This is a genomic window from Roseibium aggregatum, from assembly GCF_014692675.1.
Lineage (GTDB): Bacteria > Pseudomonadota > Alphaproteobacteria > Rhizobiales > Stappiaceae > Roseibium > Roseibium aggregatum_C.
Window position 1 is genome coordinate 203,890 of the sequence record NZ_JABFCZ010000006.1, and the last position, 24,891, is coordinate 228,780.

Here is a 24,891-nt window from a genome sequence, read left to right on the forward strand (position 1 = left end):
GGGTGTTCGGATCAGGTCTTCGTCATTTTTTCATCAGGGCCGCATTTTCGTCGCTCCACAGGCCTTTCGACTTGTAGAAGGCGATCGCGGCCGGGTGATAGGGCACGGTGTTGGACGGCGCCGACAGCTTTTCCTGGGACGCGGCGCCGAGCGGCGGATAGTCCTTCTTCAGCTGGGGCAGCGCGTCATAGAAAGCCTCGATGATGGCCGTGGCATCCGCGTCCGGCATGTCGGCGCTGACCGTCAGGAACACGTCGAAGCCGCCGACCGTGACCGGCTCGGTGACTTCCGGCAGACGCTTGGTCGGCTTCACTTCCACCAGATACATGCCCGGATAGAGTTCGTCGGCCTTCGCGCTGGTGGCGTCCTTGCCGTCGATCGACAGATAGCGGATGCCGCCGGGAATGGAGGCCTGGGCCTGCTGGGTGAGCGGAATGCCGACGGCGACCGATGTGGCGTCCAGACTGTCTTCGGTGAGCTGGGCCATGCCCGGGCCGAGGCCGGCGGTGGTAACCGGGGTGACGTCATCGACCTTCAGACCGGAAAGCTTCAGCATGATCTTGTTGAACTTGCTCATGGCGGCAAGGGCACTGAAGTCGGTGACCACCCGTTTTCCCTTGAGGTCCGACACCTTGGTAAGACCTTCGTTCGCGCGGGTGACAAAAGCGACCTTCAGCGGCCAGATGCGGGCGAGCACGCGCAGGTTTTCAAGCGGTTTGCCGTTCTCGCCCCGGCGCGCGCCGCCGAGGTCGAGGCTGGAATTGAGCCCCATGTTGACTTCGCCCGCGCTGATCAGCGGCAGATAGACGGAAGAGCCGGTAAAGGGCTGGACGGTGACCTGACGGCTGAGCTTGTCCTGGAGCGCAGCGGCTATGCCGCCGCCGATGGTGTAATAGATCGAGCCCTGCGGGTTGGTTCCCAGTGTCAGCCGGCCTGCGGCGGACGCGGTCATGGCCGAGGCCGTATAAAAACTCAATGCGCCGGCAAGAGCCAGCGCTGCGGTGCGGCGCAGATTCATTGTTCTTCCTCCCAATGCGTGCGCCTGTGCGGGGCCGGGTTCCCTCCCGGAAACCGTGTCCGAAGAGCCCGCATTGGCGCTGTCACAAGAATGATTGAACGCCAGAATTATTCTCAATAAAATCGAAAAATTCAGAACGATTATGAAGAAAATATGCAATGCATATTGAGACCCGTCTCACTCTTAAACAGCTTCGTGCCTTCGTTGCCGTCTACCGCCTCGGCAAGCTCGCCGATGCGGCGGACGAACTGGGGGTATCGCTGTCGGCCGTCAGTGCCCTGATCCGCCAGATCGAGGAGACGCTGAACACGCGCCTGTTCGACCGCAGCACACGTACACTGGCCCCGACACGCGCCGCGGACGAGGCTTTCGGCATCGCGGAGCGCATTCTTCAGGACGTGGTGACGCTGGGCAGCAATTTCCGCGACCTGTCGGAAGGCAGCCGGGGCCGGGTGCATCTGGCCGCCACGCCGGCGACCGCCGCGACGCTGCTGCCCGGCACCGCCCGCCGGTTCGCCCGACGCTACGGCAATATCCAGCTGGTGCTGGACGACTGCGCGCCGAGCCAGTTCCTGCCTCATATCGTGTCGGAACGGGTGGAGATGGGCATCGGCACGCCGGCCCCGGCAGGGGCAGGCTGCGACAACCGCCTGATCCTGTCGGATGCGCTGCAGGTGGTTTGCGCCGAGGATCATCCGTTCGCCGTGCGCGACGAGGTTCCCTGGAGGGATCTGGCGGATGTGCAGCTCATCACCTTTCGCGGCGGTCCATACGGCGTGCGCGATCTGGTCGACCGCACCCTGATGCATGTGGGCGCCCAGCCGGATGTCGCCCACGAGGTCGGCTTCCTGGAGACCGCCGCCTGGATGGCCGCCAGCGGTTTGGGGGTCGCGATCCTGCCGGCCGCCCTTGCCGCCACGCACCGCCACCAGGGACTTGCGACCCGCCCGCTGGTCGCGCCCGAAGTCAGCCGCAGCATTGCGCTGGTGACCAAGAAGGGCCGCTCCCTGTCGCCGGCCTGCAAGCTGTTCGTCGACATGGTGGTGGAGGATATCGGGAATGTGGGGTGACGGTCTGCGAGTTGGACGCGCGTTATTCTCTCGGTTGTCATCCGGACGGAGCGAAGGCGGAGATCCGGGATCCAATAGGCGGTGTCCTCAGGGTTTAGACAATGGGCCTCAAGGAATACTAGATCCCGGGTCTCACTGACGTTCGCCCGAGATGACAGCCGGGGAAAATGGCGAACGGCTGTGCCTCTTGCATCAAGTACCTCTCCCCGTGGGAGAGGGGATTTCCGCTTCGGCTACACGGCTAGCCCTCCGTATCGAACAGCCGTTTCGAACCTTACTTGCAGCCGTCCCTTGCCCAGATGGCGAGGGCCTGCTTGAAGGCGCCGCCGAGGGGGTGTTTCTTGCCGAGGGCGTCCTTTCTGTCGGCCAGGTATGTCTTCGCCTGGGTGCACAGGTTTTCCTGGTTCCAGTGATGACAGTTCGTGCAGTGCTTGTCCTTCCAGTAGATGTCCGGAAGGTTTTCGACCGGCGGAAACCTCGGCGATCCCTTGATGACTTCGGCGATGCTGCGGGTGGCGAGCTCCGGATCGCCGATCCCGAGCGGTGCGTTGAAAGCGACGGTGTCGGGCATGTCGGTCGAGGCGGTCGCGGCTGGAGCTTTCTGTTCGTGCGGGATCGGTTCGGGCGGTTTTGAGATCGGATCGGTCCGCGGTCCCTTTTCCCGGATCGTCTTGAGCTCCAGGCGCGCGAGTTCGGCAAAGGCGCCTTCAGGATAGGCGTCGAGATAGGCCTGATAGGCGTCTGCCGTTCCGGCCTGGCGCGCCTGTTCGATCAGGTCGCGCTCGGATTGGACGGGATTGACCGGCGCCGGTTTCCCCGGCTCTGCCTCAGGTTCGGGTGGTGCCTGGGCCTGAGCCCCTTCCGGCTCCCGCGTCCCGGTCTCTGCATCGGGCGAAGACTTTTCCGGTTGCAGCGCCTGCGCCATCAGGTTCCTGAGCAGGGCGCGGGCATCGTCGGCGTAGATGTTGCCGGGATTGGCGCGCAGAAACAGGAGCACCTGGACGGGATCGTGGCTCATGTGCACGGATTCCCAGAGCTGGCGCATCTGGATTTCTTCCGGTGTCGGCGTCTTGGCCGGTACGAACTGGAAATCGACGGTGAGCGAGGACGTGTCCCACGGGGTCTGTTTTCCGCCGGTCAGCTTGACGACCTCGACGCGGACATCCTTGAACAGCGCCTCGATCGGCACGCCGGGGGCCGACAGATGGGTCGCGAGCGCTTCGGTGAAGGGGCTGTTCTTGCCGGTCCCGTCGACGGCGACATCGCCCGGCGCGGTCGAATAGGCCAGGAACGTGCCGCGCGGCGCCTTGATTTCGGCAAGGCCGTTGTCGCTCAGGTCCGGGATCGTGACAAAGGGATTGTTCCGGCAGGCGTCGAGGATGACGATATTCGTCTTGTTGCGCGCGGAAAACATCTGCCGGAGCACGGCCTGCGCCGGAACGCCAACGAGGCTCAGGTCGGCCGCGTCCTGAAGCGCGATGTCGACGGGCAGCAGGAAATTGGAGCCGAAGGACTGAACCCCGTGGCCGGCATAGTAGAACAGCCCCGTGGCATCGTCTCCGGCCCCGCGCAGCTTGCGGCCGAAATCAGAAATGGCGCGGATCAGTTCGTCCTGCCTGGCCTCGGTGATAAGCTTGACGTCGAAGCCCACCTTTCGCAAGGAGTCTGCCATCAGGATCGCGTCATTGACCGGATTGCGCAACGCGGCGACATTGACATAGGCGCCGTTGCCTATGACCAGCGCCAGGCGCGCCTCGGCCATTGCCCTGACCGGCATGAGCGCGCTCAGCAGCAGCAGGGCCGAGACAAGGATGAGCCGATACCGGCGTGGGCAGGGTCTATTCGACAACGACAAACTCGATACGACGGTTGCGATGCTTGCCGTCAGCGGTGTCATTGGGAGCGACGGGGCGCGTTTCTCCATAGCCAACGCTGACGATCCGGTTTTCCGGAATTCCTTTGGAAATCAGATATTGGGTCACGGCCGAAGCGCGATGCTCGGACAGGCGCAGGTTCGCCGCCGCACTGCCGTCGCTGTCGGTGTGGCCGCCGACCTCGATGACGAGGCCCGGACAGCGCGAAATGATATCGACCAGACTGTCGAGCAGGGGCCCGCTGCGCGCATCAAGCCGCGCGCTGCCGCTCGGGAAATAGATGTGGCCCGTCCGCGACAGGATCTCGAACCGGCCCTTGCAGGCCTTGGGGTCGAGATTGCCCTCGGGTTCCAGGGCTTTCGATGCCGGCCCCTTCGCCGCGGTCGGCTGCGCTGCAGCGGTCACCGTCTTTTCACCGCCGGTCTTGCGGGCGAACACGAAATCGAAGGAGACGGTTGCCGACGGCACGATTACCACATTGGCGGCTTCTTCCAGCTTCTTGATGCCTTCTTCCAGGCTGAAGTCGGCGGCGGCGACCGAGATCGGCGCCGTGGTGGAGACGGCGACCAGGTCATCGCTCAGATAGGTGACGGCGACCTCGGTGTCGAAACTCTTCTTCACGCCGTGAAGCTGGAGTTCGTAGGTGAGCGGGATAATCTTACGCTTGAGGGTCTTGAGATCGGTCAGCTGCGCCGGATCGATCCTGGCCGTGATGACGGCTTCGGGAAACTGGAAGGTCTCGAAGAACAGGAACCGCATACGCACATTGCGGAGATCGACCTTGGTATCGACAGAGTCCAGAAAGACATGGATGGCAGCAGCGCCGGTCTCGTCAATCGAGCCCTCCAGTTCGACGAAGCGGCTGGACTCCACCTTGGTGAGGTTCTTGACCGACTGGAAGCGGAGCGACGAGCCGTCCGGCTGCAGCGTCCATCCGCCTTTGAAGAAACTGTCCTGCGCGTGCGCCGGAAGAGGCAGCAGCGTAAGAGCGACAAGCATCACGGCCGTAAAAACGATCCGGAATTCCGTAACGTACTGCGCCTTTCGCCGCCGTTCTGACATGCTCGACTTCCCCCAATTCCGGCACCTTCCCTAAATGTCGCAAAGTTATAGACGCATTGCAACTTTTCGAGCGGCGGGAAAAGCTTGGAAACATCCATGGGGAGGTGCCGTTGCCTTTTCAGAGAGGGGTGGGAAGTTAAGGTCAGGACCCCAAGTCATACGGAGGGCTATCTGGCGCCGTCCGTGTCGGTCATCTTGCCCATATCCGCCAGGTTCTGCCGAATTTCAGCGGCTACGCAGTTCTTGTAATCTTCCTTGCCTCTACAGGTATCGCTCGCGGGTCCATAAAGGAGAATGGTCGGTACTATCAGGTGTTCGGGGAAGTTGTCAGGCAGAGGAACGCCCAGGCCGAACCCGATGGCCAGTTCGACACAAAGCCGCTTCTTTTCGGGTGGCAGGGCAGCGTCGATGGCGGATATGGAGCGGTCGAGCTTGTTCTCGGAATTGGTGAAACCGTAAGTGCCGCAACCCTGTCTCCAGATATCGGCGCGGGCCATCTGTTCGACGGCATCTTTCGGAAAATGGAATTGGGACATTTTTTCCACGTTCAACTTGCCATCGGCGACCAGCCCACCTTTTTCGATGATGATGAGGTTCGAATATCGGGTTGGCTCCTCCTCATGCTCCACGAAAGGGGCAAGCAGGGTGAAAACTGACTTTGCATAGTTGGCCAGTTTTTCGTCCTAGATAATGAGGTATGGCCGGGCCGGTTCCTGTCTGTCCTTTATCTCCGGCTTTGGCCAGGCCGGCGTGGATCCAAGGAAGATCAGGATCGAAAGCACAAACGTGTGGAAGTGTTTCATGGAGTATTCCCGTGCCCACATTGACAGCCACAATTTTTAATCGATGTGCAGAGCGCGGTCCACCGGAGGCTGTCCTGAGAATTGCCGAACCGGTTCACTCGGGAGGCTTTCTCAAGGCGTTGATCTGGGGCAGGGTAATCTTCACCGTTTCGGGCTCCTCGGTCGGCCGGCCGCGCACGGTGCCCTTCTGGCGCAGGTAATGGTGGTTGGTTTGCTCGACCACCTCGGTGCGGATGACGATCGGCTTCAGATGCAGGTATCCGGGACACAGGATGATATCGCTCATGCGGCGCCAGCCTTGCTGGATATCCGGTTTTCCGCCCTATTGTTCATGTTTTGTTCCTTCTTGATCTTGGTGAATTGACAAAAAGCCCGTCGGGCGGGAGCCGCGGCACGAATGCCGCGGAGGGAAGGCTCGGGAGGTCAGGAGTGTTGCGACCGGTTCACCCGGTCCGTGCGGCGCATGTCATGGCGTATCTACGCGCTTTGCGTATGTTGTGGCCTATCATGCCGCCCACCGGCCGCAACCGGCCTCAAAGGCGCCGATGCGTTCACCGGTGTATTCGGACAGGAGGCTTCCCCCGCCCGAGGGACCGCCGGAGCCCGTATCGTCATCCTCGGGAAAGGCGGCGGCCAGTACGTCTTCGGTCACGTCATTGGCCCAGCCCTCGGCCGGGTTGAACGCGAAGACGGCAAGGATCTCTTCGATCTGACCGTCGGCTATATCCTTGACAATTTGACTAAAGTCCATGTCGACAAGGTCCGTTTCACGGGCATAGGCCTCGCCCTTCAGGTGGCAGACCACGCTGTAGAACGTCCGGTCCGGGTTGAGTTCACGACCCCGCCCGCCGGCGTTCCTGCCGGTTTTACCGTGTGTGTTTCGTCCGGTATATGAAAGAGAATGACTGAGGTTGCGCGACATGGGAACGATCCTCCGTAGGTTGATCGCAACCTTAGTACGCAATATGCGTATAGTCAAGAAAAATACGCAAATTGCGTATTAATCGGAAGCTGCAGCTGGAGGCGGTGTTGCCGTGCCTTGAAGCGAGGATCAGCTCTTCTCCTTCCCGTCCTCCTTCGCCAGTGCCGCGATCGCCTTCACGACGTCCTCTGCGCCGCGCAGGTGCAAATCCCTTTGCGGGAAGGGGATTTCGATTTCGGCCTCGTTGAGGGCGGCGTAAATGGTGAACAGGAGGTCGGAGCGGGCGATGAGGATGTTGTTGACGTCGTAGAGGTAGCCGCGCAACTCGAAGTCGAGCGAGCTGTCGCCGAGGCCCATGAACAGGACGTACGGGGCGGGATACGCCATGACCATCGGATTGTCCTCCGCCGCCTTCATCAGGATCTGGCGGGTCTTTTCCAGGTCACTGCCGTAGGCGACGCCGACGGGCACGATAACACGCCCGGTCTTGGAGCTCAGGGTCATGTTTGTGACCGCGCCGGTGACGATATCGGAATTGGGGACGATCACCTCGTGCCGGTCGAAGGTTTCCACCCGCGTGGCGCGCACGGCGATCTTGCGCACGATGCCGGAATGGCCGCCGACCTCGATCCAGTCGCCTACCTTGATCGGCCGTTCCACCAGAAGGATGATGCCGGAGACGAAATTGGACACGATCGCCTGCAGCCCGAAACCGATGCCGACCGACAGGGCGCCGGCCACGAAGGCGAGAGAGGACAGGTCGAGCCCTGCGACGGAGAAGGCAATCAGCGCCGACAGCACGACGCCGATATACCCCGTGCCGGTGACAATCGCGTTCTTGCCGCCGGTGTCCAGCCGAGTCTTGGGCAGGACGGAGCTTCTGATCACCCGCTGCAGCCACTGGGTGATGAACAGGCCGACGGCGAAGACGATGAGCAGCACGAAGAGCACGCCGACGGAAATCCGCGTGTTTCCGATCTCCACCCCTTGCGAGAGCAGCGTCCAGACTTCGGAAATATCGGAGGGCCGCGCGCCCCAGATGAGCGCCAGCAACGGCGCCATGGCCAGCATCAGCGTCAGACCGGTGGTGAGCGGCAGGAAGGACTGCAGGACAGCGCCCAGCTGGGGGCTGCGACTGAGTACGGGGGCCAAAACGATCATGACTACCCTGTGGGCGGTGATCGCGAAACCGAATACGCCCAGGGAAAGGATGGAGGGCACCAGCGCCTGGCGGGCGAACTCCACATAGCCGACGGCGACGGCCAGGACGGCGGCGACGGCAGCCACCTCGATAAAGCGGCCGATATAGCGCGGAAAGTCGAGGCCCGTGTCTTCCTCCTCTTCGCCGTTCTCCGCGCTGCCGTTCTGGCCGGAGCCGATCAGGATTGTCGCCAGCCGCCACAGGAAGATGCTGCCGGCAAGCACGACAACGGCGGTGGCGACCGCCTGGGTTTCGGGCGAGAAGACATACCCCTTTCCGGCCGCCTCGACGAACCCCTCCGCAACGAGGACGAAGCCCAGCGCCACGCACAGGCGCACGGCGCGCGCAGCCTGCCTGTCGTCAATCTCCAGCACCCGCCTTTGAGGTGCCGAGGGAGCGAAGATTACATGGCCCAGCCAGTAGAAGGTGACGATCAGGATCGGCCAGAGGACAGTGATCGCAATGATGAAACGGGCGGAAAAGGACGCGGGCTGGAGGGTGCGGAAAGCGAAAACGATCAGGAACGCGGCGACCGCCGGAACGAAGAAGCGCAGGGTCACCGCCAGCGCGCCGTAGGCCTGGGCATGCAGCGTCAGGCCGTGGGTGCGCGACAGGGTCTCGAACCGGCGGAAGATCCGTCGCTGAAGCGCGAGAATGGCAAGGCCGGCAAGCGTCAGGGCCGCGGCGAGCCCGAGTGCGAAGGGAGAGGTGTCGATCTTTATCTCTTCACGGACCTTTTCGGCAAAGGCGCCAAGTTCCGAGGCCGCCTTGAGCCAGTGGGCCGGATTGAGCGGCGAAGGGTCGCGCTGGAACAGCCGGTCGGCAAAGCGCTGGCGGATCAGACTGTCGATGGCGGCGATCAGCACGTCGGCCCGGGAATAGGCCTGCCGGGCGGCGACCACAGGTTCACGCGCGGCTGACAGCGCTTTTTCAAGTGTCGCGCGCTTCTCGGCAAGGAAGGCGGGCTCCGTCTCGCCCTCCTTGGGTGCGGGGCCGAGCGCATCAAGCTGCGCCTTGAGAGACTGGGCCGTGATGCTGCCCGCTTCGGCGACGGCGAAGGCCTGTGCCCGCTGGTCGGCAAGTTCGGAGCGCAGCTGTTCCAGAATGCCGTTGGAGGCGGCCGCCTTGGCCAGGATCTGCTCCGCCCGATCCGCTGTCCGGTTCCAGGCGACCGCCGGATTCTGGTCTTCGGCCGGGGGAACGGTGTCGGAGGAAGGGATTTCGGGAGCTGCCGATTCCGGTGTTGATGTTGCCGGAGTGGCGGTTTCGGAGGGGGCGGCCTGCGGGGCGCCCGTCTCCTCTGTCGCGGCGGTCTGTGCAACGGCCCGGCCGACCGGCGCCACGGCGAGGCCGATAAACAGACTGACCAGAAGGAGACCCGCCCATTGCCGACTCATGCTGTTTGTCCTTCGACTTTTTCCGCCCTCGCATGATCTTGCCTGTCCCGGGCCGGATCGGGCAAGGCGGACGGTTTCGAATTGTGGGGAGGCCTGCATAGGTTCCGGCCGGATACTCGCCCAGGTGCGGATGGCTTGGGGGATTGTCAGAATGTCGGGGGCCGAAGTTCTATTCGTCGTGGCCGGCCTTGCGCAGGCCCAGCATGAGGTGTTCGAAATCGGCGTCCGGAATGTTCCATTTCCGGATTTCGCTCGCGGCCGAGATGCCGGTTTTCACCGCTTTCATCTGTTCAAGCGAGGCGGCGGCTTCCTTGCGGCCCAGTTGCCCGAGGGCGGCGGCGTTCAGGAGATGGGTCCAGTAGAAGCTCGGCATGCTGATGCGTTCGACATCGATAAGCACGTCTTCGAAGCGGCGCTGCTGGTAGTGCAGCAGTGCGAAGCTGAAATGATACCAGCCGGGATGCAGCGGATTGAGCTGGCGGGCGCGGTTGGACAATTCGGTTCCATGGTCGAATTTTCCCATGAAGGACAGATAGTGGCCGGCCTCGGCAAGGATTTCCGGATCGTTCGGGTTCAGGTCGAGTGCGCGCTGCATCTCCGCCTCGAACTTGGCGTTGTCCTTGCTGAAGAAATGCACGATCGCCAGCCAGCAGTGGGCATAGGCGCTTTGCGGGTCGAGCTGGACGGCTTTGAGCGCCATGGCCATGGCCCGGTCGATGGGGTCGGGGCGCGGGTTCGCGTTGAAGCGGTGTTCGGCCAGATAGACGTTGGCCAGAAGGGCGAAGGCCTCCGCATAGTTCGGATCGAGCGCGATCGCCTTTTCCAGCAGGTCGCGGGCCTCGGCGTGCATGTCTTCGTTCAAGGTCACCGTATAACGCCGGGCCTGCAGGAGGCAGTCATAGGCGTCCAGTTCCGACGGGCTCTTTCGCAGCGCGCGTGACAGGGCCGTGGTCTGCATCCGGACGCCGAGGGAGGCTGCGATCATGTGGGTCATCGCGTCCTGGAGCGCGAAAATGTCCTCGAGCTCCCGGTCATAGCGATCCGCCCACAGCGTCAGACCCGTTGCAGCCTCGACCAGATGCACGGCCACACGCAGGTGGTCGCCCTCGCGGCGTACGCTGCCGTCGACGATGTAGTCCGCACCCAGAACCTCCGCGATCTCCGGCAGGGGCCGGTCGCGTTCCCTGAAATGAAACGACGAGCCGCTGGCGATCACCCGCAGCTCGCGGAACTGGGTAAGGTTGGAGATGATGTCCTCGGTCAGTCCGTCGCAGAAATACCGGTCCAGGCCTTCGCTGGCGACCTTGAACGGCAACACGGCGAGGATAGGCATTGCGGTCGCCTGATGCGGATCGGACGGCGCGGCGGGAACCGCCGATGTATGATCGCTACTGACTTCGCCGTTGATCGCGTTTCCGCCATCAGGTGCAGGATCGGGGGCCAGGTCGGCTACAAACCGGAAGCCGCGCCGGGGGATCGTGCGAATGACCTCCTGCGTATCGCCGGTGTCTCCGACGGCGCGGCGTAATGCGAAAATCCGGCTGCTGAGGGTGGTGTCGGAAACCGCGCGGCCTCCCCAGACGGCCGCGATCAGATCGTCGCGCGATACGATCCTGTCGCGGTTTTCCACCAGATGCGCCAGCACATTGAAGACCTGGGGCTCGATGGCGACAGGCGCGCCGCCGCAGCGCAGTTCGAACATCGTGGTATCAAGCTCATAAGCGCCGAACCGGTAGATCATTCAGCGCAATCCTCCCTTGACCGAAAAACGATGAAATCTCAGCGTAATCTCAATGGCAGCTTCAAGCAACGATACCGGAAGTTGCGTAGCGTCAGGTCAGTCGAAGATGTTGATAAGGAGATGCGCCATGACCTGGACGCTCAAGGGAACCTATTTCGAAAGCTGCAACTGCGAGGTGGCCTGTCCGTGCCTGTTTCTCAGCCCCCCGACCGAGGGGGAATGCACCGCCCTGGTCGGTTGGCATATCGAGGACGGTGACGACGACGGTGTCTCCTTGTCGGGATTGAACATCGCTTTGGCAGTCCATTCGCCGGGACATATGGCAAAGACCCAGTGGACGGTGGCCGTTTATGTGGACAGCCGTGCGGACGCGGAACAGAACGCCAGCCTGATGAAGATCTTCAGCGGTCAGGGCGGCGGCCATCCGGCACGGCTGGCCACCCATATCGGCGCAATTGCCGGTGTGCGGTCCGTTCCGATCGAGTTCACGGTGGCAGACGGCAAACATGCGCTGAAGATCCCTGAAATCGCCGATGTCGAAATCGAGACCATGACCGGCCAGGGTGACGGACCGATCACGATTTCCGGCCACCCGCTGTGTATCGCGCCGGGCTTTCCCGCCACCGCCGCAAAATCCAGCAAGCTGGTTTACAACGATCACGGCATGGCGTGGAACCTGTCGGAAAAGACCGGCGTGTTTTCTCCCTTCGCCTATCAGGGTGACCAGTGATGCCGGGCGATGTCCTGACAGGCAGCGCAAGGCCGCGCTCCGACCCGGCACGTCTTGCGCTGTTGCTGGCGGGGCCGGGCCTGGTCGCCCTGGCGTCCTGGGCCTACCTCGCGCTCATGATCGACGACATGTCGGCGATACCGGGCATGGCGGCCATGATGATGTCGCCGCAGATGTTCAGTCCGGTCCAGTTTACCGGCCTGTTCCTGATGTGGGCGATCATGATGGCCGCGATGATGCTGCCGACGGCGGTTTCCATGATCCTTGCCTATGCGCGCATGCAGGCGGCCGACCGTGCCCGGGGGGCGGGCTGGCTTCCGGTTGCGGCGTTCTCCAGTGGTTATGTGATGGCCTGGACCGGGTTCAGCCTGGCCGCCACCGTGCTGCAGGCGGGTTTCACGACCCTGGCCGTGATGTCGCCCATGATGATGAAGGTCACGGCTCCGCTGGGCGGCGGCATCCTAGTGGCGGCCGGGCTTTACCAGTTCAGCCCGCTGAAGCAGGCCTGCCTGCACCAGTGCCGCACGCCGGTGAGCTTCCTGATGACCCGGTGGCGCGATGGTGCCTGGGGCGGTCTGCGGATGGGCTGGCAGCACGGGCTCCTGTGCATCGGTTGCTGCTGGGCGCTCATGGGGCTGCTGTTCGTGGGCGGTGTAATGAACGCGGCCTGGATCGTCGCGATCACCCTTTACGTCCTGGTTGAGAAAATCCTGCCGAAAAGTGAGATCTTCTCGAAGCTGAGCGGTGCGGCGATGATCGGCCTTGGGCTCTGGGTCTGGTCGTGACGTGGATGGGGCCCGGCAAATTCAGGCGCCGGGCTTCATCGCCTTGGGCAATTGCATTCCCGGCGCCGTTCGCGGTTAACATGCTGCCTGTCTGAATGTTCAGGGAGACGCAGCATGGACCGGTTCACGGGCGGATGCCTGTGCGGCGATGTCAGGATCGTGGCGAGGGGACGGCCCTACCGGGTCGGCCTGTGTCATTGCCTCGACTGCCGCAAGCACCACGGCGCGCTTTTTCACGCTTCCGCAATTTTTCCCGAGGAGGCGGTGACGATCGAGGGCGAAACGAAGAGTTACGCCGGGCGGAGCTTTTGTCCCCGCTGCGGTTCAACCGTTTTCGGGCGTTCCGAGGACGAAATCGAAGTGAACCTGGGCTCGCTCGATGCCCCGGACCAGCTGACGCCGACCTATGAAAGCTGGATCATACGCCGGGAATCCTGGCTGCCGCCGTTCCCGCTTACGAGGCGCTACGAACGCGATCGCGACCACACGACCCGGTTCGAGGAGTGAGCCTGCTCTTCTCCGGTTGATCGCGATGTCTGGTCCCGGGTAACCTCTTCCGCGAAAACGGGAATCGACACAGGACGGACGGTTGAGCGACAGGTCCATAGACATACGCGAGGCGGTGACGGGCGATGCGAAGGCGCTGGCAGAGTATGCCGGGGCGCTGTTCGCCGAGCGGCTGACGACGATGTTTTTGCACGACAGTCCGCCCACGCAAGAAGACCAGCTTCGCTTCATTGAAGGCTTCGAGGCGGAAAACGCCCATTTGCTCGTCGCCGCCAGGGGGGATGAGATCGTCGGCATGGCCGGGTTCAAGGGGCACGGGCGGCCGCAGCTTCGTCATGCCGGCATCATCGGCTTTGGTGTGGCGCAGCCCTGCCGCCGGCAGGGTATCGGGCTTCGTCTCTTGAACGGGCTGATTGCCTGGGCGGAGGCGGATCCGCTGCTGTCGCGCATCGAATGCGATGTCTTCGCCATCAATACGCCGGCGCTTTCACTTCTGGAAAAGACCGGATTTGAGCGGGAAGGCACCATGCGCCGGGCGATCGAGGTGGGCGGCGAGAAGATCGACAATTACCTGCTGGCGCGGATCTGGTAATTGCCGCTTTCCAACGTTCTTCCTTCAAAAATTGGATTTTTCGAGATGTCCAACACTGTCCCTGATCCCGAGACGCAGCTTGCCATGATCGGCGAAATCTCGGCCGCCTTCAGCGCGGAGGGAATCGAGCACTGGCTGTTCGGCGGCTGGGGGCTGGATTTCCTGGCCGGAAAGATCACGCGGCCTCACGACGACATCGACTTCTTCATCTGGGACGGGGATTTCGACAAGGCGCTGACCGTGCTTTCGCCGCTCGGCTATGAGTTCCGTCCGGAAGCCTCGGCGGAGTTCATCAATGAATCCGGCTTCGTCCGCAAGGACGGTTATTACGTGGAACTGGCCCGCCTGGTACGCACGCCGGACGGCAGCATCGCCACGCCCGGGCGCTATCTGGACTGGCCCTGGCCGACGCGCTCGTTCGAAGGCCCGCCGCTCAGCTTCCGCGGCATCACCGTGCCGGGCTGGGATGCCTACGGGCACTGGCACATCAAGATGGGCTTTTCCCGGCACGGTTCGAAAGATCCGCTCAGGGAGCAGGACATTTCGGATATCGAAATTCTGAAGAGCCTGACCGGCGACCTCTCCGGCCTGCCTGAATTCAATTAGGCGACGGGCGCGACCGCATGCCAGGTCCAGAGCTGACCGGCGATATAGTCCGCCGCGTCTTCTGAGAAATCCGTGGCCAGGAGCTCGGTCATTTCAGCCAGGGTCATTTCCTCATCAGTATTGAGCCGGTCGGTAAGCGTGGCTAGTGCTGCAGACGGTGGCAGTTCGAGGGAATGGCCGCGCCCGGCAAGAACCGCCTCGTCTCCGCGTTCCCGGTAGACGATGGGAAAGCGGCCGAGACGGGCAAGCTTCGCGTTTTCCGGCGGCAGCGCCTCGCGCGGGGGCGGGGGCGGCACCAGGGACAGGTTGGAGGCCGCGCGCGCGTCCTCGATCCACAAGGCGCGGGAGATGTCGACCGTCACCTGAAGGCTGTTGCCGTTATGGCCCGATGTCGGCGGCTCTGCGCCCGTTTCCATCTCTTCCAAGGCATGGGCGAGGGCCTGGTCGGCGGCCTGGCGTAACGTGTCGCCGTCGTCGGCGTCCATCAGGCACAGGGCGAAGCCGATGGAAAAGTCGGGCGTGTAGCCGACGTGAAAGCCTTCCGTCGGCAGTACCATGATGTCGCCGGGGCCAATGTCGTAGCGGGTCGCCTTGTCCAGGATCGCACCGGGATCGAAACAGGCCATGGTGCCGCCGGTGGCGGCGACATAGTCCTCCTCGTCCCAGATGTACATCTGCTTGATGCCGGGGCCTACGTGGAAGTGCAGGATGCGGCCGACCTCCTGGTCGTGGTGGGCGCCGAAGGGGCTGTAGCCGTAGTCGCCGATGAAGATATGCGGTTCGGCGGCGCCGAAGGCGGTGCCGGCCGTGTCGTAGATCCCGGTCAGGACCTCGCTCAGGCGGGCTTCGAAGGCGTCGTTTTCAAGGGGCGGCCGGTCGAGCACGATGCCGAAACGGGTGCCGCCGAAGCGGCTACGGCCCCAGGTTTCCAGGTCTTCCGTTTCCGGCGGCTCGCGGAACAGCTTCTGCTGCAGATCCGGGCGCTGGGCAGTTTCGGTATAGGCGCGCAGGCAGCTCAGCCGGGTTTCGTCCGCCGAGACGGCACGGAAGATTTTCGTGATGTCCGCGGCACTCAGGAAGCCGTCGGAAAAGGCGCCTTTGAGAACGCAGGCCTTGCGGAAGCCGTCGCTGATGGCGGCCAGTTCGCGGATGCTGCCGGCACTAATCATCGGCGCGCTCCTCCTGCGCGATTTCCTCGATCGCACGGGTATCGAGCAGGAAGCGGCAGATGAAGGCCGCGGCATCCGGCTCGAATTCGGTTTCCAGCCGCGAGAGCATGTCGCTCCAGGTCAGGGTTTCAAGGGTGTTGAGGTCGTCGGCCAGGTCCTGGAGCGACTGGCTTTCGGGCAGGGTGAGCCGGTGGCCGCGCGCATAGAGCGAGCGCTCTCCACTCTCGCCGGAGACGGCATCTTCATGGACCACGAGCGGGAAGGCCGTCCGCCGCCGGAAACGGGTCTCGGCGGCCGGGGCCGGCGTGTCGCCGATCTCAAGCGGGCAGGGGGTGAAACCGGCATTGCTGACGCGCTCGGCCTCGCGGATGCGTTCGCCGGTACCGATCATTTCGCCCAGGGTACGGGAGAGATCGTCTTCGCCGGGTTCGCCACCGGGGCCTTCCGGTTCCAGGCAATCGAGAAATCGGGAAACCGCCATGTCCCGCAGGCGTCTTTCAGGCAGGCGCACGTTGGTGACCACGATGCCCGCGGAAAAGTCCTCCGTCTCGCCGATATGAAAATAGCCCGCCGGCAGCAGGAAGGCGGAGCCGGCCGGGATCTCGAAGACTTCTGCGGTGTGCGCGATCGCGGGCAGGTCATAGAAGGTGGAGGTGCCGCCGGTGGCCGCCTCAAAGGCTTCGCGCGTCCACATGTACATGCGCTTGACGCCCGGGCCGATGTGGAAATGCACCGCTGCGCCCTGTTCCTTGTCCTCGTGGACGCCGAAGGGAGTCTTGCCGTAATTGCCGGCGAAGACGAAGATTTCCTGGCTGCAGTTTTCTTCCGTGGTGCCGGCCTTCAGGGTCTTCCAGGGGCCGGCGACCCGTTCGGCAAGCAGCGGATTGAGCTGTTCCGCCCGGTAAATGGTGCAGCCCCAGCGTTCCGGGCCGAACATCCTCGTGCCCCAGGCTTCAAGGTCGCCGTCGCCTTCGGGCGGGGTGTCGAAGACCTGCCGTTCCGACTGGAAACACTGGCGGGAGCCGATGAAGACCCTGAGCAGCAGTTCGCGCTGCGGATGGTCGGGAAGGGCGCGCAGCATGTCGCAGATGTCGCCTTCGCCCAGCAGCCCGGCGAACGGGAAATTCTTGATCACGATCGGCCGGGTCAGCCCCGCCGAACCCTCGCGCAGTTGCAGGATGGCCGATCCCAACGGATCCACATGTTCGTTCATGAAAAACAACCTAGCCGAATCGCAGCCGTGCGCAATCGCAGCGCAAGACGGTCCGCGGTTTGCCGGAAAAATGCAGCGCCTGAAATGAAAACGTCCCAACGGAGGACCCGTCGGGACGCAATTTCACGAAGCCGGTCCATAGGAGGTCCGGACCCGGCAAACGTCCGTCCGGAGACGGGGCCGGGTCATCTCATCCAATCAGCCGCGAACGCCGCCGAGCAGGTTGAGGGCCTTGGTCGACTTCTTGGAAGAAGCGGAGGTGGTCTTGATGGACTTCAGTTCAATCTTCTTGCTCATTTTATATCCTCAAAAATTGCTGTCAGTTTGTGATGAGCCACGACACACGGGAGCCCGTGAAGGCTACCTGAAAAGATTACCCTGCGGTAATGGGATTTCAAGACAAAAAAGACATTTATTTCAGCGCGATGAAAAGGATTCAGGCTTTTTGGGTCTGCGGATTTGAGGTGCGTTGATCCCTATGACAACCGGTGGGTGGCGGAGTGTTTGCTCCATATCAGATTGTCGTCCCGGCCGGAGCGATAGCGCAGAGCCGGGATCCTGTGTGTTCGAGTTGTGGTTAGAATGGTTGCGGGCGGGAGGCCGTCGGGATCCTGGTCCTGGAAGACCGTTTACTGGCGGGGCCCCCGCTTCAATCGCCTTCCAGCACGGAAATGCCGATGTCGGTCAGGGCCAAGGTTTCCCAGGCGTTGATTGTTTCCGGGTCGCCCGCCCGGTCCCGGGCCATGGCCAGCACCTCCCGCTTCCAGCTCCGGTTGGGAAAGACGGCGAGCGCGTTGGTAAGGTCGAGTTTCAGGGTGTCGGCCTTCACACGCCATTCGCGGATCCAGGAGAAATCGTATTCCGCATGCGGGTCGTAGAGCATGTGCAGGTGCTTCATGTCGTCGTGCAGCAGGTCGAATTCGTTTTCCGGCTGATAGATGACCGGCCGGCCGCCCTGGGTGAAGAACCAGTGCTTGTCGAAGATGACGCCGATGGCCCGGTAGTCCTGATCGAGCGCGTTCGGGTCGGCCAGGTACTGGGAGATCTGGGACATCGGCAGTTCGCCGGCGCAGACGCAGGTGTAGCCGCCGCGGATGAAGCCGTTGCCGCCGCGCAAGGTGTGGGAGACGAGGATGTCGGCCATGATCGACTTGGCTTCGTCCTCGGTGCCTTTCAGCAGGTGAAACAGCTTGTTGTCGCGGTGGATCGAATGAAGAAGGTCATGCACGTGGTGGTATTCGAATTCCCAGCTCATCCGGTGATCCCAGGCAAAAAATGTTTTTCGGCAGACATATAGATCGTAACGGGCTTGCCGAGGCAACTGCGTTCGGCAAAGATTGACGGCCATGCCGGATTATGCGGCAATCCGGCACCAAAAAGCTGTCACCGCAGCGACACCGATTCGAAATTTGCAGATGCTCAACGACGCCCAGACCCGTTTCCTCAAAGCCTCCTATATCGGCTATGTGGCCGCCCACCGGGCGGCGTTCGACAGGGGGGTGCTGGCGATCTTCCTGGTGGCGCAGGGGCTTTCCAGCGGCCAGGTGGGCATGCTGCAGACGATCATGTTCCTGACCGCCATGGCAACGGAATTTCCGACCGGCCTCATCGGCGACCGCTTCGGCCGGCGCGTCTCCGTCGCGCTCGGGCTTGTGTGCCGGGCGGTCTATTGCGCCGGCATGACGGTCGCCACGTCCTTCGTCCATTTCATCGCCCTGTTCGTGGTGGTGGGCATCGGCCGCAGCTTCGTTTCCGGCTCCGACCACGCGCTGCTCTACGATGCGCTGAAGGCGGGCAAGGAGAACGCCGACTTCCTGAAGGTTGAGGCAAAGGCGCGCTCGGTCGGCGGCATCTCGCTGAGCCTTGCCATGGCGGCCGGCGGCATCCTGGCGGACCTGAGCTGGAACCTCCTGTTCCTGGTCTACCTGGCGACCACCTTCGTCAGCATGGCGATCTGGGCGGCGGTGTCGCTGTCGGCGGCCGGCAAGGCGGGCGAGGACCTGGTGCGCGACGACAAGAAGGATGCGCCCAAGCCGACCAAACAGCTTCTCGATTTCGCCCTGCGCAGCCGCAAGGGACACGCATTTTCCCTGGCGGTACTCGGCATGGCGCTGATCGGCGCGGTCGTGGCGCCATTTTATTTCTTCGCCCAGGCGGCGATGGCCGATTACGGCCTCGACTTCAAGATCATCGGCATTCTCTACGGCGGCATCGAGTTCATCGCCAGCCTGGCGGTGCTGGCGTCGGCCCCCATCGAGCGGCGCTACACCTTCCCGACCATCGGCGCGGTCTTTTGCGCGGTGATTGCCGCCGCCTTCTTCGCCGCCTCCTTCGGCACGCTGCCGTGGCTGCTGGTCGGCTTCTTCCTGGTGGTGTTCACCTCGCCGGTGTTTGATATCGTCGCGCTGCATTACCTGCACCGCAAGCTGCCGTCGTCGATTAGGGCCTCTGCGCTGTCGGCCGGGTCGCTGGTGCTGACGCTGATGATCGCCGCCGGCTACTGGGGCTACGGTCTCTCGGTGGATCTGCTCGGCAATGCCGGCACCTTTGCCGCTGCCGGTGTGGTGTCGCTGCTGGTGGTCGTCATCATCGCCAGCCTGAGCAGGGGCGGGGCCACGCTGCGACCCTATATCCGGGGAGCTTTGGACAAGTCATGACGGATCTGGACGCCCATTTCGAAGATGGCCTGTTCGACTGCCCGAACTGCGGCGAGGCGCAAGGCTTTCAGCTGATTTCCCACGGCGGCAGCCAGCGCACCATCTTCGTGCGCCGGTTTTTCGGCGGCAAGGGCGAGCCCGCGTTCGAATGCGAGGGCTGCCAGGAGGTGACGCCGGTGGCCGCGGCCTTGAGCAACGGCACCCCGATTGCGGCGGCCGCGCTCAGGCATTCGGTGACCGACCTTCTGGCCGGGATGGTGATCAGCGACGGCGAGGTGCTGGATGAGGAACTGGACCTGATCTTCCGCATCCTCGACGCCCTGCACATCCCGCATGCGCCTCTCTTGAAACGCATGGAGGACTGGCAGCAGAACCCGCCGGAGGAAGACGGCATCCTCGCGCTGCTCGACCGCTATCTGCCCTATCTGGACCGCAAGGCGAAGGCCATCCTGCTGGAGGCCTCCTATCACATGGCGGTGGTCGACCGGTATTTCCACGAGAACGAGCTGCGGTTTCTGAAAAAGATCGCCGCGAAGCTCGACATCCTGCCCGGGGAGTTCGAGATCATCATCGATCTCGCCCAGGAGGAAGCGGTGTTCTTTACCAGCCTTCTGGACCACTTCGACGCCATCGAGAAGCAGAGCCGCGAGCATGCGGCCCGGGCGTTCTTCCCGGAGCCGACCTGACGGGCTGGGCCTTGTGATCGCGGCGCTTCCGGCGCAGACTTGGCCCGAAAGGCCGACCCTGTCGGCTTGCCTCTGAAATCCGTAAGGAGACTTTCCCGTGACGACCTCCCTGGCCCTCATCGTCGGAGTCGGCTCCGGCCTGTCCGCCTCGCTTGCCCGCAGGCTGCACCGGGAAGGCTACCGTGTCGTCCTGGCGGCACGGGATACGGCCAAGATCGCCGATCTAGCCGCCGAGACCGATGCTCTCTGCGTCCCCTGCGATGCTTCCAACCCGGAAGAGGTCGACACCCTGTTTGCCGGTCTCGACGGGCCGCTCAGGGTCGCCATCTACAATCCGTCCGCCCGCCAGCGCGGCCCGCTCATTGACCTGGACCGGGAAGGGGTGCGCCACGCGCTGCATGTGACAGCTTTCGGCGCGTTCCTCGTCGGCCAGGCGGCGGCACGGGCCATGCTGGCCGAAGCTCCGGAAAACGGCGTCCGGGGTACGATCCTCTTCACCGGCGCCTCGGCGGGCGTGAAGGGCTTTCCGCAGTCGGCGCCCTTCGCCATGGGCAAGTTCGCCCAGCGGGGCCTTGCCCAGTCCATGGCGCGCGAACTGCACCCGCAGGGCATCCACGTCGCCTGGATCAACATCGACGGCGGCATCCGCAACCCCGGCCGGGTGGAACCCGCCGACAAGCCGGATTCCATGCTCGACCCCGACGCCATCGCCGAGACCTATCTGAGCCTGATCAAACAGGACCGCTCGGCCTGGACGGAGGAGCTGGCGGTCCGGCCGTGGGTGGAGAAGTTTTAGGGGGAGCCTACGGCTTGCCATGCTGTTCCCGCATCCGTGCCTTGAACGCGCGGAAATCGAACGGGCGAGGCTGGCCGCTTTCCAGCCCTTCGTTTATCGCCTGTTGAACATCAGCAACGGCTTCGACGCGCTCCTGATCGCAACAGATCAGATGACGCACGTAGTCGCTCGTGTTGGCGAATTTCCCGTCCTTCAACCGGGCTTCCTCCATTCCTTCATCGGGTCGGGAAGGGATACAATCGTCGTCGCCATCGTGCCTTGCTCCTTCTCTGCTCAGGATGCGAGAAAATAGCAAAGATTGTCAAAACTGATGGCAAGGTTTGTCATCTTGTTGGGCGGTTCCAAAGGGGGACGAGGCCGCGTTCTGTGCGTAAGGCGGGCTAGACGTTCCCTCCCGGCGTCATCGCCCGGCGAAGTCCGGGTGATCCACTGGCTTCCAGAGCGGCGCGGTTCCATCGCTGGAGGGTTTTGCTTGCGCTCAGGTCCTTTTCCTCCATCTCCCGTATGGCAAGGTGGAATGGATCACCCGGACTTCGCCGTGTGATGACGGCTTGAGGGGGAGGGGAGGTCGTGCCTTCTCCACCCTCGGAACCGTTGGAGACTTGCCTGTCCGTCGCTAACCGATCGCCCGCGTCCCCCCGGAAACGCGCACGGGCGCGCCTTTGGTGTCGTCCAGGGTCACCCGGATCAGGGAGGGGCTGCCCATGTCTTCGCCCTGGCGGATGGTGAAGGCGCCGCCGTGGGGCCAGCCGCTGTCGCGCAGGTAGCCGGCAAAGGCGGCGGCCGCCGCGCCGGTCGCCGGGTCTTCGAGCACGCCGCCGGAGGCAAACGCGTTGCGGGCGACAAAGGATTGATCCCCCTCGATGAAGACCAGCATCACCGTGACAAGCCCGTGCTTGCGCATGACGGTCCGCCCCTGATCGAGATCATAGGTCATGGCGGCGAGCCGGGAGCGGTCCTTTAAGGCCAGCACGATGTGATCCGCGCCGCCGTGGATGCGCGCCGGGGCAAGCCGCGGATCGAGATCCTCTTGGGTCAAACCGAACAGGGACAACACGTCCCGGCGTTCGTCCTCTGAAATAGGCTGGCTGCGTGTCGGCGGGGACTGGAGGGTCGCAAGCAGTCCGCCCTCGGTCTCCTGCGCATCGACGGTGATCGCAGCCTCGTTGAGCGTCAGGGCAAAGGTCCCCGGGCCGCTGTGCTGTCCAAGCGCTGCACCCAGAGCGATGGTTGCATGGCCGCAGAACGGAACCTCGGACTCCGGCGAGAAATAGCGCACGCGCCAGCTCTTGCCGGTGTCGTCCTGGGCGACCGCAAAGGCGGTCTCCGAATAGCCGACCTCGGCCGCGACGCGGGCCATGTCGGTCTCGTTTGCGGCCTCTTTCAAGAGAACCACCCCGGCCGGGTTGCCCCCGGTCGATCCCTGGCTGAAGGCCGCGATGCGTTGAATATCCATGACAATCTCCTGTGTTCGTTTGACAGGATTTTAGGGTCTGACTACGCTTCCGTCCCGGCGATGGCGAAGGCGTTTCGGCATATTCGCCTTCATATCATAGCTGCCGGGTGGGGATTTCCTTCATGTCGAAAGCACTGGACCGGACGGACTGCCGGATCATCGAGATCCTCGAAACCGATGGCCGGTTGAGCCTCGCGGACATCGGCAAGGCGGTCGGCTTGTCCGGCCCCGCCGTTGGCGAGCGTCTCCGTTCCTTGCGCGAGCAGGGGGTTGTCGCGGGCTGTAGGGTCAGGACCCATTAATTTTGCACATTCTGCGGGAGTGGCTTTGTCTGCTGACATGGCAGAGATCCGCAGGAAACCATCCGGTTTTCAAGGAGCTCTAACGCCGTCAGGAGGCAAAGACGCCCCGCCCTTCGGGTTTGCCAGGGAAAGCCGGCCTGATCGCAAAATCGAGCTTGAACAGGGAATACCTGTCCTGCGCTCGCTCTTACGCTCATTCCAACCTTCCCTGACAAACAGAATGAGCAAAATTAATGGGTCCTGACCCTTACGCGAAGGTGAACTTGCGCGCGCTCGGCTACACGATCCAGGCGCTGGTGCGGATCAAGCCCCGCAGCGGGCAGCTTCACGTGGTCGAAAAGATGATCGAGGAACAGCCCCGGTTCCTGTCCTGCGACCGTGTCACCGGAGACGACTGCTATGTCACGCGCCTCGCGTTATCGGATGTGGCGGAACTGGACGACATCCTGCTCCCGTTCCACGAGCGCGCCGAAACCCATACCTCGATCGTGAAATCCTCGATCTTCGAAACCCGCCTGCCGCCTCTGCGCCCGGTCAGATGAGCGTATGAGGTTGAGGCCGGCGCTATCGCCGAGACAGGTCTTGGCTTGATCAAAAAGGACCAGTCGAAGGGCCCGGCCGTGGTGGGCGGTTTTAAAGGGAGGCGTGAGTGTGAGCAGTTCGACCTGCTAAACGACTGCTTATGGCCATTCACTGCCGTTTAGCAGTCAGAGGATCTGTGCGCCGCATCATCAAGAAAGATGGTTTTTACTTAGTTCGCCACAAATAATATATTACTATCACTGCATGATATAAGCGATTTGAATAAGAGCTTTACAATGAATAGAGAACTTCCATGGATGCCCAGCGAACCGGTCCAAGTGTCCCCTGAAGAATATGAAATTCAAGTGGTGGATTGGTTAAAAACTGCTAGCAAGGGTCAGATGGACTTTGAGGTTCAGCACTTGGTAAAACTTTCGGGTGGATCTGGAGAATACACTATTGATGCTGTTGCACGTTTCCATGTTTTTGGAGGAGCCGAACTCGTAGTTCTTGTAGAATGCAAACGATTAAAGCGACCGGTCGAGCGAGAGGTTTTGATTACTATTCACGGGAAGCTCAAAGAGACGGGTTGCACACAAAGCTATGGTATTTTCTACCTCTGGATTCCAAAGTGGAGCAATTGATTATGCAACACATCACGGCATTGCGACAATTACCTTCATCGATGGCAAACATACATACTTCACCAGAAGTGCCGAGCCCATCCAGGATTGCTGGTACCCATCTGACCTCCCTAAGTTCGCAGGATTAATGCTCGCTAGAACAGAAAGAGGGATTGCTGTTTCGACGGTTTCAAGTAGGAGAACCGATCCGTTCCTAAGTTGGTTGCATTCTTAACTCTCAAAGGCGTCTCACCTTAGTAGAATGCGGCCCTTACTTTGGTTGCTTCCTTGTCGACGCTGACGGTGACCTGAGACCCGATCCTCGTCCGGTTTAGCGCGGAGTCCTTCGGTTGATTTTTGACCTCATGCGGCCTGTGTTTGCAATGTCATTTTCAATGCGAATTCGTAGGGCGTGAGATTGCCCAGGGATGAGTGGGGTCTGTTTCGGTTGTAGTCGTCCTTCCATGATGTGATTTTGGACCTGGCTTCGGCGAGCGACGAAAACAGTGTTTCGTTGAGGCATTCATCGTAAGCGCGAAGCCGACCCCATCTAGCGCGGCATGAGGTTATGGGCGAGAGGTTGTGACACTGAAGGAGCGGAGGAGCTTACGGTGTCAGTTTCTATGTCTGCGCCTATGACTGATGATAGAAGTTTCCATGTTCTTGAAGCGGTTCCGAGCTGATTGGCCTCCTCGCGCGGCCGCACCGCCCCGCTCCTGACCGCCTTGCGCCGCCAGCCAAACAACTGCGAGGGGGAAAGTCCCGCCTCACGGGCAATGGCCGACACGTTCGCCCCCGGCTCCAGAGACGCCTCGACCAGACGGGCCTTCGCTTCCTCCGACCAGCGCCGCCGCGGACGCTGCGGACTTGCGTCCAAACGGCTCGGAACCGCTTCAAGAACATGGAAACTTCTATCATCAGTCATAGGCGCAGACATAGAAACTGACACCGTAAGCTCCTCCGCTCCTTCAGTGTCACAACCTCTCGCCCATAACCTCATGCCGCGCTAGATGGGGTCGGCTTCGCGCTTACCATTCATCCCTGAAACTACCGTTGAAGCTCTCGACGAAACCGTTCTGCATCGGCTTTCCCGGTTGGATGTAGTGCCAGTCGACGCCAGTCTCCTGACACCATTTGAGAACGGCCATGCTGGTCAGTT

General features: G+C 62.3%; 26 protein-coding genes and 2 pseudogenes. 12 read left to right on the forward strand and 16 right to left on the reverse strand.

Features of this window, described 5'->3' with window-relative positions:
- Positions 1–22: 22 nt before the first annotated feature.
- On the reverse strand, positions 23–1,018 hold the full coding sequence (locus HK439_RS07010; protein WP_190290675.1) for a TAXI family TRAP transporter solute-binding subunit: 996 nt from the start codon (positions 1,016–1,018) through the stop codon (positions 23–25).
- A 158-nt stretch (positions 1,019–1,176) separates the two neighbouring features.
- Here HK439_RS07010 and HK439_RS07015 point away from each other — a divergent pair, with 158 nt between their 5' ends.
- Positions 1,177–2,088: a LysR family transcriptional regulator gene (locus HK439_RS07015; protein ID WP_190290676.1), complete on the forward strand. Its 912-nt coding sequence runs from the start codon at positions 1,177–1,179 to the stop codon at positions 2,086–2,088.
- Positions 2,089–2,362: 274 nt separating this feature from the next.
- On the opposite strand, the gene HK439_RS07020 is transcribed toward HK439_RS07015, so the two are convergent.
- The 7 genes from HK439_RS07020 to HK439_RS07050 all read right to left on the reverse strand — a co-directional run bounded on the left by HK439_RS07020 (position 2,363) and on the right by HK439_RS07050 (position 11,088).
- On the reverse strand, positions 2,363–3,865 hold the full coding sequence (locus HK439_RS07020) for a caspase family protein (RefSeq protein WP_190290677.1): 1,503 nt from the start codon (positions 3,863–3,865) through the stop codon (positions 2,363–2,365).
- 61 nt (positions 3,866–3,926) lie between these two features.
- The gene (locus tag HK439_RS07025; protein ID WP_190290678.1) at positions 3,927–5,024 is read right to left on the reverse strand and encodes an OmpA family protein; all 1,098 of its coding nucleotides are present in this window, start codon (positions 5,022–5,024) and stop codon (positions 3,927–3,929) included.
- Between the two features lie 167 nt (positions 5,025–5,191).
- Entirely contained in the window at positions 5,192–5,560 is a 369-nt protein-coding gene (locus HK439_RS07030; protein WP_190290679.1) for a hypothetical protein, read from the reverse strand.
- 361 nt (positions 5,561–5,921) lie between these two features.
- Entirely contained in the window at positions 5,922–6,113 is a 192-nt protein-coding gene (locus HK439_RS07035) for a hypothetical protein (RefSeq protein ID WP_190290680.1), read from the reverse strand.
- A 219-nt stretch (positions 6,114–6,332) separates the two neighbouring features.
- Positions 6,333–6,749, reverse strand: coding sequence for a hypothetical protein (locus tag HK439_RS07040; RefSeq protein WP_190290681.1), 417 nt, complete (start codon positions 6,747–6,749; stop codon positions 6,333–6,335).
- 129 nt (positions 6,750–6,878) lie between these two features.
- Positions 6,879–9,347: a DUF3772 domain-containing protein gene (locus HK439_RS07045; RefSeq protein ID WP_190290682.1), complete on the reverse strand. Its 2,469-nt coding sequence runs from the start codon at positions 9,345–9,347 to the stop codon at positions 6,879–6,881.
- Positions 9,348–9,516: 169 nt separating this feature from the next.
- Complete coding sequence (locus tag HK439_RS07050; protein WP_190290683.1) at positions 9,517–11,088, reverse strand: winged helix-turn-helix domain-containing tetratricopeptide repeat protein; 1,572 nt, start codon at positions 11,086–11,088, stop codon at positions 9,517–9,519.
- 127 nt (positions 11,089–11,215) lie between these two features.
- Between HK439_RS07050 and HK439_RS07055 the strand changes: the two genes are divergently transcribed.
- From HK439_RS07055 to HK439_RS07075, 5 genes are all read left to right on the forward strand, one after another.
- The gene (locus HK439_RS07055; RefSeq protein WP_190290684.1) at positions 11,216–11,818 is read left to right on the forward strand and encodes a DUF1326 domain-containing protein; all 603 of its coding nucleotides are present in this window, start codon (positions 11,216–11,218) and stop codon (positions 11,816–11,818) included.
- On the forward strand, positions 11,818–12,603 hold the full coding sequence (locus HK439_RS07060) for a DUF2182 domain-containing protein (RefSeq protein WP_190290685.1): 786 nt from the start codon (positions 11,818–11,820) through the stop codon (positions 12,601–12,603). Before HK439_RS07055 ends, HK439_RS07060 begins: the two co-directional genes overlap by 1 nt.
- Positions 12,604–12,717: 114 nt before the next feature.
- Positions 12,718–13,110, forward strand: a complete 393-nt coding sequence (locus tag HK439_RS07065) for a GFA family protein (protein WP_190290686.1) — start codon at positions 12,718–12,720, stop codon at positions 13,108–13,110.
- A gap of 82 nt (positions 13,111–13,192) precedes the next feature.
- Positions 13,193–13,702 carry a GNAT family N-acetyltransferase gene (locus tag HK439_RS07070; RefSeq protein WP_190290687.1) on the forward strand — a complete coding sequence of 170 codons (510 nt, stop codon included), beginning with the start codon at positions 13,193–13,195 and terminating at the stop codon, positions 13,700–13,702.
- 45 nt (positions 13,703–13,747) lie between these two features.
- A complete protein-coding gene (locus tag HK439_RS07075) occupies positions 13,748–14,308 on the forward strand; it encodes a nucleotidyltransferase domain-containing protein (RefSeq protein WP_190290688.1) in 561 nt (186 codons plus the stop codon).
- On the opposite strand, the gene HK439_RS07080 is transcribed toward HK439_RS07075, so the two are convergent.
- The 3 genes from HK439_RS07080 to HK439_RS07090 all read right to left on the reverse strand — a co-directional run bounded on the left by HK439_RS07080 (position 14,305) and on the right by HK439_RS07090 (position 17,945).
- Positions 14,305–15,477, reverse strand: a complete 1,173-nt coding sequence (locus HK439_RS07080) for a hypothetical protein (protein ID WP_190290689.1) — start codon at positions 15,475–15,477, stop codon at positions 14,305–14,307. The two genes, HK439_RS07075 and HK439_RS07080, sit on opposite strands and share 4 nt — an antisense overlap.
- Positions 15,470–16,690, reverse strand: a complete 1,221-nt coding sequence (locus tag HK439_RS07085; protein WP_190290690.1) for a hypothetical protein — start codon at positions 16,688–16,690, stop codon at positions 15,470–15,472. Before HK439_RS07085 ends, HK439_RS07080 begins: the two co-directional genes overlap by 8 nt.
- A 649-nt stretch (positions 16,691–17,339) precedes the next feature.
- Positions 17,340–17,945, reverse strand: coding sequence for a hypothetical protein (locus tag HK439_RS07090; protein ID WP_190290691.1), 606 nt, complete (start codon positions 17,943–17,945; stop codon positions 17,340–17,342).
- Between the two features lie 160 nt (positions 17,946–18,105).
- Between HK439_RS07090 and HK439_RS07095 the strand changes: the two genes are divergently transcribed.
- The 3 genes from HK439_RS07095 (at position 18,106) to HK439_RS07105 (ending at position 20,829) form a co-directional block, all read left to right on the forward strand.
- Complete coding sequence (locus HK439_RS07095; protein WP_190290692.1) at positions 18,106–19,347, forward strand: MFS transporter; 1,242 nt, start codon at positions 18,106–18,108, stop codon at positions 19,345–19,347.
- Positions 19,344–20,033 (forward strand): TerB family tellurite resistance protein, encoded by a 690-nt coding sequence (locus HK439_RS07100; protein WP_190290693.1) that lies wholly within the window; start codon positions 19,344–19,346, stop codon positions 20,031–20,033. The genes HK439_RS07095 and HK439_RS07100 overlap by 4 nt, the downstream gene beginning before the upstream one ends.
- Positions 20,034–20,130: 97 nt before the next feature.
- Positions 20,131–20,829, forward strand: coding sequence for an SDR family NAD(P)-dependent oxidoreductase (locus HK439_RS07105; RefSeq protein ID WP_190290694.1), 699 nt, complete (start codon positions 20,131–20,133; stop codon positions 20,827–20,829).
- A gap of 7 nt (positions 20,830–20,836) precedes the next feature.
- On the opposite strand, the gene HK439_RS07110 is transcribed toward HK439_RS07105, so the two are convergent.
- Both HK439_RS07110 and HK439_RS07115 read right to left on the reverse strand, forming a co-directional pair.
- A complete protein-coding gene (locus tag HK439_RS07110) occupies positions 20,837–21,040 on the reverse strand; it encodes a ribbon-helix-helix domain-containing protein (protein ID WP_235987650.1) in 204 nt (67 codons plus the stop codon).
- 405 nt (positions 21,041–21,445) lie between these two features.
- Entirely contained in the window at positions 21,446–22,285 is an 840-nt protein-coding gene (locus HK439_RS07115) for a PhzF family phenazine biosynthesis protein (protein ID WP_190290695.1), read from the reverse strand.
- Positions 22,286–22,407: 122 nt separating this feature from the next.
- On the opposite strand from HK439_RS07115, the gene HK439_RS07120 reads away from it, so the two are divergent.
- From HK439_RS07120 to HK439_RS07130, 3 genes are all read left to right on the forward strand, one after another.
- Positions 22,408–22,587, forward strand: coding sequence for an Lrp/AsnC family transcriptional regulator (locus tag HK439_RS07120; RefSeq protein WP_190290696.1), 180 nt, complete (start codon positions 22,408–22,410; stop codon positions 22,585–22,587).
- A gap of 233 nt (positions 22,588–22,820) precedes the next feature.
- Entirely contained in the window at positions 22,821–23,129 is a 309-nt protein-coding gene (locus HK439_RS07125; protein ID WP_190290697.1) for an Lrp/AsnC family transcriptional regulator, read from the forward strand.
- A gap of 276 nt (positions 23,130–23,405) precedes the next feature.
- Positions 23,406–23,753 carry a restriction endonuclease gene (locus HK439_RS07130; protein WP_190290698.1) on the forward strand — a complete coding sequence of 116 codons (348 nt, stop codon included), beginning with the start codon at positions 23,406–23,408 and terminating at the stop codon, positions 23,751–23,753.
- Between the two features lie 342 nt (positions 23,754–24,095).
- Here the strand turns inward: HK439_RS07130 and HK439_RS07135 are convergent.
- The 3 genes and pseudogenes from HK439_RS07135 to HK439_RS07145 form a co-directional block, all read right to left on the reverse strand.
- A pseudogene (locus HK439_RS07135) lies at positions 24,096–24,278 on the reverse strand (integrase core domain-containing protein); the annotation flags it as partial.
- Positions 24,279–24,282: 4 nt separating this feature from the next.
- Positions 24,283–24,732 (reverse strand): transposase, encoded by a 450-nt coding sequence (locus tag HK439_RS07140; RefSeq protein WP_328804116.1) that lies wholly within the window; start codon positions 24,730–24,732, stop codon positions 24,283–24,285.
- Positions 24,733–24,766: 34 nt separating this feature from the next.
- Positions 24,767–24,891 (reverse strand): annotated as a pseudogene (locus tag HK439_RS07145) (integrase core domain-containing protein); the annotation flags it as partial.